Source organism: Alcanivorax sp. S6407, from assembly GCF_023016115.1.
Taxonomy (GTDB): Bacteria; Pseudomonadota; Gammaproteobacteria; order Pseudomonadales; family Alcanivoracaceae; genus Alcanivorax.
In genome coordinates this window covers 677522-692314 of sequence record NZ_JALKBH010000001.1, presented here as the reverse complement: position 1 = coordinate 692314, position 14793 = coordinate 677522, and the positions used below count along the sequence as shown (strand labels likewise).

General features: G+C 57.8%; 12 protein-coding genes. All 12 read left to right on the top strand.

Features of this window, described 5'->3' with window-relative positions:
• Positions 1 to 69 precede the first annotated feature (69 nt).
• The 12 genes from uppS to dnaE all read left to right on the top strand — a co-directional run bounded on the left by uppS (position 70) and on the right by dnaE (position 14683).
• Positions 70 to 849, top strand: a complete 780-nt coding sequence (gene uppS / locus MWU49_RS03070; protein WP_246967934.1) for a polyprenyl diphosphate synthase — start codon at positions 70 to 72, stop codon at positions 847 to 849.
• A 2-nt stretch (positions 850 to 851) separates the two neighbouring features.
• Entirely contained in the window at positions 852 to 1676 is an 825-nt protein-coding gene (locus MWU49_RS03065) for a phosphatidate cytidylyltransferase (protein ID WP_246967931.1), read from the top strand.
• Positions 1673 to 2845, top strand: coding sequence for a 1-deoxy-D-xylulose-5-phosphate reductoisomerase (ispC, locus tag MWU49_RS03060; RefSeq protein WP_246967928.1), 1173 nt, complete (start codon positions 1673 to 1675; stop codon positions 2843 to 2845). The genes MWU49_RS03065 and ispC overlap by 4 nt, the downstream gene beginning before the upstream one ends.
• Positions 2839 to 4146, top strand: a complete 1308-nt coding sequence (rseP, locus tag MWU49_RS03055) for an RIP metalloprotease RseP (RefSeq protein ID WP_246967924.1) — start codon at positions 2839 to 2841, stop codon at positions 4144 to 4146. Before ispC ends, rseP begins: the two co-directional genes overlap by 7 nt.
• Positions 4143 to 6506, top strand: coding sequence for an outer membrane protein assembly factor BamA (gene bamA / locus MWU49_RS03050; RefSeq protein WP_246967922.1), 2364 nt, complete (start codon positions 4143 to 4145; stop codon positions 6504 to 6506). Before rseP ends, bamA begins: the two co-directional genes overlap by 4 nt.
• A gap of 10 nt (positions 6507 to 6516) precedes the next feature.
• On the top strand, positions 6517 to 7017 hold the full coding sequence (locus MWU49_RS03045; protein WP_246967919.1) for an OmpH family outer membrane protein: 501 nt from the start codon (positions 6517 to 6519) through the stop codon (positions 7015 to 7017).
• Complete coding sequence (gene lpxD, locus MWU49_RS03040) at positions 7017 to 8030, top strand: UDP-3-O-(3-hydroxymyristoyl)glucosamine N-acyltransferase (RefSeq protein ID WP_246967916.1); 1014 nt, start codon at positions 7017 to 7019, stop codon at positions 8028 to 8030. Before MWU49_RS03045 ends, lpxD begins: the two co-directional genes overlap by 1 nt.
• 39 nt (positions 8031 to 8069) lie before the next feature.
• The gene (fabZ, locus tag MWU49_RS03035) at positions 8070 to 8510 is read left to right on the top strand and encodes a 3-hydroxyacyl-ACP dehydratase FabZ (RefSeq protein ID WP_246967913.1); all 441 of its coding nucleotides are present in this window, start codon (positions 8070 to 8072) and stop codon (positions 8508 to 8510) included.
• A 91-nt stretch (positions 8511 to 8601) separates the two neighbouring features.
• Positions 8602 to 9369 (top strand): acyl-ACP--UDP-N-acetylglucosamine O-acyltransferase, encoded by a 768-nt coding sequence (lpxA, locus tag MWU49_RS03030; RefSeq protein ID WP_246967910.1) that lies wholly within the window; start codon positions 8602 to 8604, stop codon positions 9367 to 9369.
• Position 9370: 1 nt separating this feature from the next.
• Positions 9371 to 10522: a lipid-A-disaccharide synthase gene (lpxB, locus tag MWU49_RS03025; RefSeq protein ID WP_246967906.1), complete on the top strand. Its 1152-nt coding sequence runs from the start codon at positions 9371 to 9373 to the stop codon at positions 10520 to 10522.
• 1 nt (position 10523) lies between these two features.
• Entirely contained in the window at positions 10524 to 11168 is a 645-nt protein-coding gene (gene rnhB, locus MWU49_RS03020; protein ID WP_246967903.1) for a ribonuclease HII, read from the top strand.
• Complete coding sequence (gene dnaE, locus MWU49_RS03015; RefSeq protein WP_246967900.1) at positions 11165 to 14683, top strand: DNA polymerase III subunit alpha; 3519 nt, start codon at positions 11165 to 11167, stop codon at positions 14681 to 14683. Before rnhB ends, dnaE begins: the two co-directional genes overlap by 4 nt.
• The last annotated feature ends 110 nt before the right edge of the window (positions 14684 to 14793 follow it).

Below are 14793 nucleotides of genomic sequence, written 5' to 3'. Positions count from 1 at the left end.
GTTGTCGGTTTCGAATTTCGATGCAGGCGGGCTGTGCAGCAGCCCGCTTTTGTTATCGGCGGAAGTATTATGCCCAGTGACCAGCCCCGCTCCAGTGCCCCGGATATCGACTCTCATCAGGGTGCCTTGCCTCGCCATGTGGCCATCATCATGGATGGTAACAACCGTTGGGCGCGCAAACGCGGCCTGCCGGGAGAAGAGGGGCATCGAGCCGGAGAGCAGGCGGTGCAAACCATTATCCGCCAGGCAGCGACCCGCGGCATTGAAGTTCTTACCCTGTTTGCCTTCAGCTCCGAAAACTGGCGCCGTCCCCCGGAAGAGGTAGCTCACCTGATGGCGCTGTTTCTCAAGGCGTTGGGGGGCAGGGTGGAAGAACTGCATGGCAAAGGCGTGAGGATCCGTTTTATTGGTGATCGTTCTGCTTTTGATGACGCATTGCAGGCCGGCATGGTGGAAGCGGAAGCCCTCACCGCCAACAACCGCCGCATGACGGTGGTGATCGCGGTGAATTACGGTGGTCAGTGGGATATCGCCAATGCCGCTCGAGAACTGGCCGAGCGGGTCGCCAGCGGGGACATGCGCGCTGACCAGGTTAACGCCGAAACCCTGGCGCCCTATATTTCCATGGCTGATCTTCCCATGCCGGATCTGTTGATCCGTACTGGCGGGGATCAGCGGATCAGCAATTTTCTGCTTTGGCAGCTGGCCTATAGCGAGTTGTGTTTCTCGCCGTTGCTGTGGCCGGATTTTGATGCCCAAGCCTTTGATGAAGCGCTGCAGGATTATGCCGGTCGACAGCGCCGATTTGGTCGTTCCGGAGAGGAAGTGGCCAGTCTGAAAGGAGAATAACAATGCTCAAATTGCGGGTGATTACCGCACTGGTACTGCTGCCGATCGTGCTGGGAGCCATGTTCGGCCTTGAGCGCACACTGTTTGCGGTGGTGGCCGGGATCTTCTTCGTGCTGGCAGGCTGGGAATGGGCCGCCATGATGGGCAAGGTGTCCCAGGCGATCCGTATTGGTTGGACCGCTGTGCTGGCCGCGGCCATGGTGCTGGCCGAACTGTATCAGCCTGCCTGGCTGCTCAATGCGATTCCTGCCTGGTGGCTGCTGGCACTGGTGCTGGTTGTTGGTTACCCGGGCAATGCGGCGATTTGGTACCGCACCAGTCTGATGGCTGTGGTGGGGCTGCTGTTGCTGGTTCCGTCCTGGGCGGCCGTGGTGCAACTCCAGGATCAGGGCGCACTGGGGCTTGCCGGCCCGTTTGCCTTGTTGTTCATTCTGCTCTGGGTGTGGGCTGCGGATACCGGTGCCTATTTTGCTGGTCGGGCTTTCGGTAAGCACAAACTGGCCCCGCTGGTCAGCCCCGGCAAGACCATCGAAGGGCTGGTGGGCGGCGTACTGTTGTCCCTGATCGTGGTCGGTGGCGTTTACGCCAGCGGTGTGCTGAGCGCCTCTTTGTTGCCATTGCTGTTGGTTGCCCTGATGACGGTGCTCGCATCGGCGTTGGGCGACTTGTTCGAAAGCATGGTAAAGCGCCAGCGCGGCTTCAAGGATAGTGGCACCATCCTGCCGGGTCACGGCGGTATGCTGGACCGTATCGACAGTGTTACCGCGGCCATGCCCATTGCACTGGCGGGCTTCAACTGGTTTGGCCTGCCGGGAGGCAGCCTGTGAAACAGCGCATTACGGTGCTGGGTGCAACGGGAAGTATCGGCCAGCAAACGCTGGACGTAGTTGCACGTCACCCGGAGCGTTATGAAATTTTTGCTTTGACTGCCAGCTCGAGCTGGGAGTCGCTGGCGGGCCAATGTCTGGCCACCGGGGCTCGCTTTGCCGTACTGGTTGATGAAGCGGCGGCGGACCAGCTCCGGAACCATCTGCGGGCGGCCGGGTCAGACACTGAAGTGCTGGGCGGTGTCGAGGCGCTGTCCTTTGTGGCTGCACATGATCAGGCGGATACAGTGGTAGCAGCCATTGTTGGCGCAGCAGGGGTGCGTCCCACGCTGGCGGCGGTCAAGGCAGCCAAGCGCGTGTTGTTGGCCAACAAGGAAGCTTTGGTGGTGACCGGCGCCCTGTTCATGGATGCGGTTCGTGACAGTGGTGCAACGTTGTTGCCGCTGGACTCCGAGCACAACGCGATTTTCCAGTGTCTGCCTGTGGAAGGGGTAAACGCCGGGGTAGAGCGATTATTGCTGACAGCCTCGGGCGGTCCGTTTCGCGAGTTTGGCCCGGAGCAATTGCAGGCGGTAACACCAGCCCAGGCAGTGAAACATCCTAACTGGGACATGGGGCCGAAGATTTCAGTGGATTCCGCCACCCTGATGAACAAGGGGCTGGAGTTCATCGAGGCATGCTGGCTGTTCGATGTGCCACCGGAGCGGATTGAGGTGGTGGTGCATCCGGAAAGTGTAGTCCATTCCATGGTGGCTTACCGGGATGGCTCGGTGCTGGCTCAAATGGGTACCCCGGATATGCGCACGCCCATTGCCTGCGGTCTTTCCTGGCCGGAGCGCGTAGAATCCGGGGCGCAGCGGCTGGATTTTTCCCGGTTGGCGGGCTTGCATTTCGAGCTTCCCGATACGGACCGTTTTCCCTGTCTGGGGTTGGCCCGGGCAGCCATGGAAACCGGTGGTACGGCCACGGCAGTGCTGAATGCCGCCAATGAAGAAGCGGTGGCCGCCTTCCTGGCCGGAGAGCTCGATTTCATGGGGATTCCGGCAGTGGTTGAGCAGACACTCACAAGGCAGTCCGCGCCGGCATGTTCGGATGTGGACGATGTCATGAATATTGATCGGCAAGCCAGGGAACTGGCCTGTCGACTGATAAAGGAGCGCGGATGCTGACGGTACTGGCTTTTGTCGTCACCATCGTCATTATTGTGGCCTTCCATGAATGGGGTCACTTCCTTGCCATGCGAGCCTTCGGCGTTCGCGTGCTTACCTTCTCTGTGGGGTTTGGCCCCAAGCTGCTCAATTTTACTGACCGTAAAGGTACGCTGTGGACCATCAGTGCGGTCCCGCTGGGCGGTTACGTGAAACCCCTGGATGCCCGTGAAGATGAAACCGCGGAAGGGCATCCGGGTGAGTTTTCGTCCAAACCGGCCTGGCAACGGGTCATCACCTATGCGGCCGGTCCGGTATTCAACTTCATTCTGGCATTGCTGATCTATTGGACCTTGCTGGCCGGTTACGGTCAGTCCGGCATGCGTGCAGTGATTGGTCCGGTTGCCCCCGGTACTGCCGCGGAGCAGGCTGGTTTCCAGCCCGGCGACCGGGTTGCGGCGGTTGGAGATGTGATGCTGGAAGGCTGGCGTCCCTTCTACAATGAAATGATTCTACACCTTGGTGAAGAGCAGCCACTGGCGGTGACCGTCAAGGATGCCAGCGGTGCGGAGCATATTCGTCAGCTGGATATTGGGCTCTGGTCAGAGGATCCTGAGCAATCTCCGCTGAAAGTACTGGGTCTCAATCAGGCGGTCATCATTGGTGAGGTCCGTGATGGCAGCGCCGCCGAGCGTGCAGGGCTGCGCGATGGTGATTTGGTGCTCAGCCTGGATGGGGAGCCGGTGAATGACTGGCAGATGTGGCATCAGGCGATCATGGACAGTGCAGGTCAGTCGCTGGCTCTGACGGTGCTGCGTAATGGCATGCCGCGTTCCCTCTCTGTGGTTCCGGATGAGGTGACAGAACAGGGGCTGACTTTTGGCCGCATCGGTGTGGCTGCGGGCGGCATCTATCGGCAGGAGTTTTCCCTGTTTTCCGCTATCCCGGAAGCGGGCGGGCGTTTTGTTGAACAGGTGGAAGTGATTCTTTCCAGCCTGGCCAAACTGGTGACCGGCAAGCTGTCGCTTGATAACCTCGGCGGGCCCATTACCATCGCGCAGGTGGCCGGCGAGAGTGCCTCGATCGGAATTGCCAGTTTCCTGGCGTTGCTGGCTTATCTCAGCATCACGCTAGGGGTGATTAATCTCCTTCCGGTTCCCATGCTGGATGGTGGCTGGATTTTCTTTGGAATCATTGAAATGATCCGCGGTCGCAGTTTACCTGAACGTTTTCTTCTAGCCGCTCAGGGTGTCGGGCTGACTCTGGTTGTCAGCTTTATGCTATTGGCGATCTACAACGACTTGGTGAAGCAGTTTTCATGATATTTGGGGACATTACCCGCCGCCTTATCAAAGGTTGGCTGGCCACGGTTTGCCTGTTTGCAGTATCTCTGGCCAATGCCAATGGCATGCTGCCGTTCAAAGTGCACGATATTCGCGTAGAAGGTTTGCAGCGTTTGCCAGTTGAGCGGGTGTATGCCGAGTTGCCGATCCAGGCCGGTGATACGGTGACTCGCGAGAGCGTGGTGCGAGCGGTCCAGACCCTTTTCGCCTCTGGTAATTTCGAAGATGTGCAGCTCGGTCGTGACGGAGATGACCTGGTGGTGGTGGTTGCAGAGCGGCCAAGCATCGCCCGCATCGAGTTGTCCGGCAACAAGTCCATTGACGAGGAAAATTTGCGCAAGGGCCTGACCGAAGCTGGCCTGGCCGAGGGTGAGGTATTTCAGCGTTCCACCCTGGAATCCATTGCCGGTGAGCTGGAGCGGCAATATGTCAGTCAGGGGCGCTATGGTGCCAGCATCAAGACCGAATCAATCGCTCTGCCGCGTAACCGGGTGGCGTTGAAGATCGAGATCTACGAGGGCAAGGCTGCTCGCATTCGTGATATCAATATCGTGGGCAACCAGCTATTTGATGATGAAGAGCTGCTCGAGGATTTCGAGCTGCACTCCACCGGCTTCTGGTCTTTCATCAAAGGCGATGACAAGTATTCCCGTGAAAAGCTCAGTGGCGATCTTGAACGTCTGCGATCCTTTTACCTGGATCGTGGTTACATCAACTTCTCCATTGAATCTACCCAGGTGTCTGTCACACCGGATCGTCGCAGCGTATTCGTCACCTTAAATGTGGTCGAGGGTGAGCAGTACACGGTCAACGAAGTCAAGTTGGCAGGGGATCTGGTGGTCGAGGAAGAGCAACTCAAGCCGCTATTGATCGTCAAGAAAGGGCAGGTGTTCAGTCAGCAGCTGGTGACCTACACCAATGATCTGATCAAGCGCCGTCTTGGTAATGAAGGTTATACCTTTGCCGAGGTGCGCGGTCAGGATCACAACGCCGATGACGAAAATAATACCGTTGATGTGACATTCTATGTTGAGCCTGGCCGCAAGGTGTATGTGCGCCGCATCAATTTCTCCGGTAATGCCAAGACCACCGATGAAGTGGTGCGTCGTGAACTTCGCCAGTTCGAGAATGCCCCGGCCAATACTTCGCTGGTGGATCTGTCGCGCCAGCGTTTGCAGCGTCTCGGCTATTTCAGTGTGGTTCAGGCTGACACCCCTCGTGTACCTAACACCGAGGATCTGGTGGATGTGGAATACACCGTAGAAGAACAGCCTTCCGGTTCCATTGGTGCCAACGTGGGCTATTCCGACGCGTCCGGTTTCATTTTTGGTGCCAACGTGACCCAGAACAACTGGCGCGGTAGCGGCAATCGGGTGTCCTTCGCCCTTAGCCGTTCCGATGTGCGTGATTCCTACAGCTTCTCTCACTACAACCCGTACTACACCCTCGATGGTGTGAGCCGGGGCTTCAGCCTGTTCTTCTCCGAGATCGATTATGACCAGACCTCGGTGGCGTCCTACGCGGCTGACCGTCTCGGTGGCTCCGTGACCTTCGGTTACCCGATTTCAGAATATTCGCGCCTCAGCTTTGGTGGTACTTACGAGCGTACCGATATCACCACCGGTGACTTTGTAGCGGTAGATATCGCCAACTTCCTGATCACCGAAGGCTATTTGTTTGACGAGTACAAGCTGAACGCCTCATTGTCCACCAGCACCCTGAACCGGGGCATCTTCCCGGATCGCGGCTGGTCCAGCACCCTGGGGCTGGAAGTGGCCGTGCCTGGATCGGATTATGGTTTCTACCGCGCTAACTGGACCGGACAGAAGTACTTCCCGATTACCCAGCGCTGGACCCTGCGCATGCGCAGTGATGTTGCCTACGGTGACGGCTATGGCAGTGATCCTGTGCTGCCATTCTTTGAAAATTACTATTCCGGCGGTATTGGTTCGGTGCGGGGTTATGAATCTCGTTCCCTGGGCCCACGTTCGGAAGGTCTCAGCTACTTCCTCAACGGCACAGTGGATCCGGATCCGGATCCGATCGGCGGTAACCTGCTGACGGAAGCCAGTATCGAGCTGATCTTCCCGACGCCGTTTGCTCCGGAATCAAGAAGTGTGCGTACGTTCCTGTTTGTCGATGCAGGCAACGTTTTCGAGACCGAGCGAGATGATATCTTTGCGGACTTCGAGCCCCAGGATATTCGTACCGCTGCCGGTATCGGTCTGAGCTGGCTGACCGCCATTGGTCCGCTCAGCTTCAACCTGGCCAAGGCACTTAATGACCAGCCGGGTGATGACACTGAAGTATTTCAGTTTTCTTTGGGACAGACTTTCTAGGAGTTTAATAATGATGAAAAAATGCCTGCTCGCCGTTGCTCTTCTTTTTCCTGCTCTGGCGCTTGCTGAAACCAGCATTGGTATTGTGTATCCCCTCAAGGCACTCCAGGCCACCAGCGCGGTACAGACCAAGATGTCTGCGCTGGAAAAGGAACTGGCCCCGGACGAGGAAAAGCTGAACAAGCTCGGCATGGAAGTTCAGGAACTGCAGACCAAGCTGCAGAAGGAAGCCATGACCCTGTCTGCGGATCAGCAGGAAGAAATGAAGACTCGCGGTCAGCAGAAAATGATCGAGATCCAGAGCCTGCAACGTAAACTGCAAGGCCGTGCCGAAGCGACTCAGCGTGAAGTGATGGAAGACATGGGGCCCAAGTTCCAGCAGGCCATCGAGGCTGTCGCCAAGGACAAGAAGCTTGACCTGGTCATCAATGCCCAGGCAGCCGTCTACGTTGGCGAAAATGCCATGGATGTGACTGAAGCCGTCAGTCAGCAACTGAACAAGATGAAGTAATGCATACTCTCGGAGAACTTGCCCGAATCCTGGATGCCGAGCTGGTTGGTGGTGATGCCAACCAGCCAGTGGATGGCATGGGCACGATTCAGTCTGCCACTGCTACGCAAATGACGTTTCTGGCCAATCCGCGCTATCGCAGTTACCTGGAGCAGACCCGCGCAGCGGTGGTGCTGTTGCAGGAAGATCAGCGCGAGTTTTGCCCGGTGCCGGCGCTAATCGTGAAGGACCCTTACTTGTCCTTTGCCAAAGCCAGCGCGTTGTTCGAAGTGGCCCCCCAGGCGCAGCCGGGCATTCATCCCGCTGCGGTGGTGGCTGACTCCGCGGTGGTTGCGGCCACCGCCAGCATTGGTCCGAACGCGGTGATTGATGCCGATGCGCAGATTGGCGAAGGTGCGGTGGTGATGGCCAACGCCGTAATCGGTGCGGGTTCGATCATCGGCGAAAATTGTCGTATCTGGCCAAATGTTACAATTTACCATGGTGTCACGGTGGGTCCGCGCACTATCATACACGCCAACAGTGTGCTCGGTGCTGACGGTTTCGGCTTTGCCTTTAACGGGGCAGGGTGGACCAAGGTGCATCAGGTGGGCGGTGTCAGGATCGGCGCTGATGTGGAAATCGGCGCAGGAACCACCATTGATCGTGGAGCTATCGACGATACCGTAATCGGTAATGGTGCCATTCTGGATAATCAGATCCAGGTGGCCCATAACGTGATTATCGGTGACCATACCGCGCTGGCGGGAAAGGTCGGCATCGCCGGTTCTTCCAAGATCGGTTCCTACTGTTTGCTGGGGGGAGCCGTTGGAGTGTCCGGTCACATCGAAATCTGTGACAAGGTACAGGTACTGGGCATGACCCTGGTATCCAGCTCCATCACCAAGCCTGGCACTTACGGTTCGGCCTTGCCTGCGGACGAACAGCGTCGCTACCAGAAAAATGTAGCCCGTTTCCGCAATCTTGATGACCTTGCCCGTCGCGTACGCAAACTGGAACGTTTGAGTGATTAACGGCCGCGGATTGCGGCCCCTGCCTGTGTGGAACACAAGATGATGGATATCCTTGAGGTCAGGGAATACCTGCCCCACCGTTACCCTTTTTTGCTGGTGGACCGAGTGCTGGACCTGGAGCCAGGCAAGCGCATTGAAGCGATCAAGAATGTCACTATCAATGAGCCGTTCTTCAACGGTCATTTCCCCCACGAACCGATCATGCCGGGTGTGCTGATTATTGAATCCATGGCCCAGGCTGCGGGTATTCTCGGTTTTGTTTCCGTGAACAAGAAGCCAGCGGATGGTTACAACTACCTTCTGGTGGGCACCGACAAGACCCGCTTCAAGCGTCAGGTGTTGCCGGGGGATACTCTGCATCTGTTTGCCGAGCATGTGACGACCAAGCGCAACATTCTCAAGTTTGTCTGTGAAGCCCAGGTCAACGGCAAGACCGTTGCCAGCACCGAAATGCTGGTGGCTGAGCACAAGAGCGCCTGATCCGGACCTGCGGAATAGAAACTAACGGTCGGATCAGACTTCGCTCTGACGTATACTTGCCTTACTCAAACCAAGAACAAGTGATTAAACCATGATCCATCCGACCGCCATTATTGATCCGGCCGCGGAGCTTGCAGAGGACGTGCAGGTCGGCCCGTACTCCGTGATCGGCCCTGATGTAAAAATCGGTGCTGGTACGGTGATTTCTTCCCATGTTGTCATCAATGGTCCAACCACCATTGGCAAGAACAACCGTATTTTCCAGTTCGCGTCTGTTGGCGAGGAATGCCAGGACAAGAAATACAATGGTGAACCCACCCGACTGGAAATCGGTGACGACAACGTGATTCGCGAATCTGTCACTATCCATCGTGGCACCATCCAGGACAATTCCCTGACCAGGATTGGAAGCCGTAACCTGCTCATGGCCTATGTGCACGTGGCCCATGACTGCATGGTGGGGGACGACTGTATCTTCGCCAACAATGCGTCTATCGCTGGCCACGCACATGTGGGCAACGGCGTGATACTCGGTGGTATGACCGGGGTACATCAGTTCTGTAAAATCGGCTCCTACGCCATGACCTCCGGTTGCTCCTTTGTGACGAAGGATATTCCGGCATATATCATGGTCTCTGGTAACCCTGCCGAAGCTCGCAGCATGAACTTTGAAGGCATGAAGCGACGTGGTTGGTCCAAGGAGGTTATCAGTACCCTGCGATCTGCCTACAAGACAGTTTATCGTCAGGGTCTGACCCTGGAACAGGCATTGGCAGAGCTTGAATCTCTTCCTGCCATGGATGAGTTGCAGATTCTGATCGATTCCCTCAAGGCATCCGAGCGCGGCATCACTCGCTGACATGGAGCTGCGCAATGACGCTCCGCTAATTGCCCTGATCGCCGGCGAAGCGTCCGGCGATATCCTTGGGGCGGGCCTCATGCAGTCTCTGCAGGCCCGCTATCCCGCTGCCCGTTTTATCGGCGTTGGTGGCAGCGAAATGGCTGCTGCCGGCCTGGATAGTCTGTTCCCCATGGAAAAGCTGTCGGTGATGGGGATCACCGAAGTGCTTGCCCACCTTCCCGAATTACTGCGTTTGCGTAAACAGCTGATCCGCTTCCTGCTTGAGCAGCAGCCGGATGTGGTGATCGGCATCGACTCGCCGGATTTCACTTTGCCCATTGAGCGCCGGCTGCATGAGCAGGGGCTCAAGACGGTTCACTATGTGAGCCCGTCGGTGTGGGCCTGGCGTCAGGGGCGCATCAAGGGCATCAAGAAAAGCATCGACCTGATGCTGTGTCTGCTACCCTTCGAGGCGCGCTTCTATGAAGAGCATCAGGTGCCGGTAGCCTTTGTCGGCCACCCGTTGGCGGATCGGGTGCCACTGGAAACAGATACCGCTGCCGCCCGCCACGCGCTGGGCCTGGACAGCAGTCAGACGCTGATCGGCGTGTTGCCGGGCAGTCGGGGTGGTGAAGTCGGTCAGCTGATGCCGGTGTTCCTGAATGCCATACAGGAACTGCACAAGACCCGCCCCGAACTGCATTTCGTGATTCCTGCGGCCAACGCGGCTCGCCGGGAACAGATCGAGGCCTTGCTGGGCGAGGCTCCTGCATTGCCTGTCACCCTGGTGGATGGCGAGAGCCGAACGGTGATGTCGGCAGTGGACGTGATCCTGATGGCATCGGGTACGGCCACCCTGGAGGGCCTGCTCGTGGGCAAACCCATGGTGGTGGGCTACCGGGTGGGGAAGGTGACCTATGCCATTGCCCGCCGATTGGTCAAAAGCGAATTCTTCTCCCTGCCCAACCTGCTCTGTCGCGAGGAAATGGTGCCGGAACTGATTCAGGATGGCCTGACCGTGGATGCGGTAGTGGCCGCGGTGGCTCGCTGGCTGGATCAGCCGCAGGATGCGGCGGCGCTGATGTCCAGGTTCCGGGCAGTGCATGAACAATTGCGCGGTGGTGCCAGTGAGAAGGCCGCGGACGCTGTCAGTCAGTTGCTGGAGCGATGAGATGGATCCATTTGCCGAGTATGCCCTGGCCGAGCCTTTCATCCCGTCACGTTTCAGCTGGTCGGCGGGAATGCGGGTTGCCGGTGTGGACGAGGTGGGCCGTGGTCCGCTGGTAGGAGCGGTAGTGACTGCCGCCGTGATCCTCGATCCCGAGCAACCCATTGCAGGGCTTGCCGACTCGAAAAAACTAACTGAAAAGAAGCGCTTGCAGCTGGAAGATGAGATCAAGTCGAAGGCACTGTGCTGGTCACTGGGGCGCGCCGAACCTGCCGAAATCGACCAGCTGAATATCCTCCATGCCACCATGTTGGCCATGCAGCGTGCGGTGCAGGGTTTGTCCCTTGACGCCCATGCCGTACTGGTAGACGGTAACCGGGTGCCGGCACTGGCGTGTCCGGTGGAGGCGGTAGTGAAAGGTGACGGGCGGGTTCCGGCCATTTCAGCCGCTTCGATTCTGGCCAAGGTAGCGCGGGATCGTGAAATGCAGCAACTGCATGAACAGTATCCCCAGTACGGGTTTGATCGCCACAAGGGCTACCCCACCAAGGTCCACCTGGCGGCACTGAATGAATACGGTGCACTGGCCGAACATCGTCGTTCCTTCGGGCCGGTTTCTGCCGCAATAGCACAAGGTAAGTTGTTTTGAGCCAACCCCGTTTTGTCCATCTGCGCCTGCACACTGATTATTCCCTGTCTGATGGGGTGGTGCGGGTCAAGCAGCTGACCAAGGACTGTGCCGAGAAAGGCATTCCTGCCGTGGCCGTCACGGATGATTCCAACCTGTTTGCCTTGATCAAGTTTTACAAGGCGGCCATGGGGGCCGGGGTCAAGCCGATCATGGGCGCCGATCTGTGGGTACAGCCCACCCATCTTGAAGAGCCGGTACGGCTGTGTTTTCTGGTTCAGAACGAAGCGGGTTACCAGAACCTGACCCTGCTGATCAGCCGAGCCTGGCAAACCAACCAGGATCGCGGGCTGGCTCTGGTCAAACCGGAATGGCTGGCGGAGCTCAATGAAGGCTTGATCGTGCTTTCTGCTGCCACCCATGGTGAGATTGGCCAGCTACTTCTGGCCGAGAAAAACGACCTGGCGCAGCAGCAAGCCTCATGGTTGGCGTCACTGTACGGCGATCGTTTTTATCTGGAGGTGCAGCGCACCTCCCGCCCCGGTGATGAAGACTGCCTGCATGCCACTGTTGCGCTGGCCGGGCAGCTGGGTCTGCCGGTGGTGGCGACCAACGATGTGCGCTTTATCAGGAAAGAAGATTTCGAAGCTCATGAAGCGCGGGTCTGTATTCACGACGGCAACACCCTTGATGACCCCAGGCGACCCAAAAAATATTCTGAAGAGCAGTACCTGAAATCCGAAGAAGAGATGCTGTCGCTGTTTTCGGATCTGCCGGAAGCGCTGGAGAACACCGTCGAGATTGCACGTCGTTGTACTCTGGATATTCGTCTGGGTGAGAACTTCCTGCCGGACTTCCCGATCCCGGAAGGGATGACGATCAATGAATATTTCGAGCAGGTTTCCCGTGAAGGTCTGGAAGACCGCCTCAAGGTGTTGCTCGACGAGAATGATCCTGAGTACGCTGAAAAACGAAAACCCTACGATGAGCGCCTCAAGTTCGAGCTGGATATCATCAACCAGATGGGGTTCCCCGGTTACTTCTTGATCGTTGCCGACTTTATCCAGTGGGGCAAGGATAACCAGGTACCCGTAGGGCCGGGGCGGGGTTCCGGTGCCGGCTCTCTGGTGGCCTATGCATTGAAGATTACCGATCTCGATCCGATTGGTTATGACCTGCTCTTCGAACGTTTCCTTAACCCGGAACGGGTATCCATGCCTGACTTCGATGTGGATTTCTGCATGGAGAAGCGGGATCGGGTGATCAATTATACCGCCGACAAGTACGGTAGGGATGCGGTTAGCCAGATCATTACCTTCGGTACCATGGCCGCCAAGGCGGTGGTTCGCGATGTGGCCCGGGTACAGGGCAAGCCCTACGGTCTCGCGGATCGGCTTTCAAAGATGATTCCCGGTGTGCCCGGCATGACCCTTGCCAAGGCGCTGGAGCAGGAAGAAACCCTGCGCGAGTTCCTTGAGAGTGACGAGAATTCCGATAAGGAATCCGCCAACGAAATCTGGGAAATGGCCAAGAAGCTGGAAGGCCTGACCCGTAACGTAGGCAAGCACGCCGGGGGCGTAGTCATCGCCCCGGGCAAGCTCACCGACTTTGCACCACTTTACTGTGAAGAAGACGGCACCAACCTGGTGACCCAGTACGACAAGGATGATGTGGAGGCGGCGGGCCTGGTGAAGTTTGACTTCCTTGGTCTGAAAACCCTGACCATCATCGACTGGGCGGTGAAGGCCGCTAACGTAAAGCGCCACCGGGAAGGGCTGGACGATCTGGTAATCGACCACATTCCGCTGGACGACAGCGGCAGCTTTGAGCTGCTCAAGCGTGGTGATACCACTGCGGTATTCCAGCTGGAAAGTCAGGGCATGAAGGAGCTGATCAAGAAGCTCAAACCTGACGTCTTCGAAGACATCATCGCCCTGGTGGCCCTGTATCGACCGGGGCCGCTGGAATCCGGCATGGTGGACAACTTCGTGAACCGTAAGCATGGTCGTGAGCCGCTGGCGTATCCGGATCCCCAGTACCAGCACGAGTGGCTGGAGCCCATTCTCAAGCCTTCCTATGGGGTTATTCTCTATCAGGAACAGGTGATGCAGATTGCCCAGGTACTGGCGGGCTATACGTTGGGTGGCGCGGACATGCTGCGTCGGGCCATGGGTAAGAAGAAACCCGAAGAGATGGCCAAGCAACGGGAGATCTTTGAGGAAGGGGCCAAGGGGCAGGGTGTCGACCCGGATCTGGCCATGAAGATCTTCGACCTGGTGGAAAAATTCGCGGGCTACGGTTTCAACAAATCCCACTCCGCCGCCTATGCGCTGGTGGCCTACCAGACCGCCTGGCTGAAAGTGCATTACCCGGCCGAATTCATGGCCGCCACCATTTCTGCGGATATGCAGAACACCGACAAGGTGGTGACCTTCATTGACGAGTGCAAGACCATGGGCCTGAAGGTGTTGCCACCGGATGTGAATTCCTGTGGTTACCGCTTCACGGTCAATCCGGAAGGCGACATCGTCTATGGTCTTGGTGCCATCAAGGGCCTGGGTGAAGGCCCCATCGATGCTATCGTTGCGGCCCGTGATGATGGCAAGGGTGACTTCAAGGACCTGTTTGATTTCTGCCGTCGTATCGACTTGAAGAAGATCAATCGCCGCTCCCTGGAAGCCATGGTACGGGCAGGGGTGCTGGACAAGCTGGGGCCGACGCCGGAATCGGAAAGCGAGAGCTTCCATGACCGTGCCACCATTCTGGCCACCTTGCCCGATGCCATTGCCGCCGCCGATCAGGACGCCCGCAACGAAGCGGCCGGTATCATGGACATGTTCGGTGCCGTAGATGAGTCTCCGGCCACCGCCGTGGAGTGGAAGCGCGCACGTAACTGGAATGATGACACTCGCCTCAATGGCGAGCGCGACACCCTGGGCCTGTTCCTCACGGGACACCCCATTGATCAGTATGAAAGTGAGGTGCGGCAGTTTGTCTCCTCACGGCTCAATGCCTTGCAGCCCACTGCCAAGGGTGAGGCTGCCATGGTGGCGGGGCTGGTCGTGGCCTTGCGTATTACCCGAAGCAAGCGCAGTGGCGAGCGGATGGCGTTTGTCACTCTGGATGACAAGACCGGCCGGTTGGAAGTGTCGGTATTCGGCAAGACCTTTGCCCAGTTCGGTGAGCTGGTACAGAAGGACGAACTGCTGATCTTCAAGGGCGGGGTGCGCAACGATGAGTACACCGGCGGTTTCAATCTGGTCGCCGACGAAATCATGGACATGCGCCAGGCCCGGGAGACCTTTGCCCGCCGCCTTCGCCTGGCCGCCCCGGTGCAGGATTCGCTGCCGGAGCGCCTGCAGCAGACCCTGGCTCCCTATCAGGGCGGCAACACCCCGGTGTTGCTGGATCTGGACCACCAGATAGCCGCCGCCAGCTTCTGGCTGGGGGATGAGTGGAAGGTCAGTCCCCATGATTCGCTGGTGGAAGAGCTGCGCATGCAGTTCGGCGATGATTCAGTGCGGGTGGAGTACTGATTGCCTCCTGCGTCGGCCGCTTCATGCATCACGCTACACGCAGCACGCGAAAGATGAAAATCTTGCCGCCAGCATCGCTGGCGGCGCGAATGAATGGCTCTGGCCCCGTT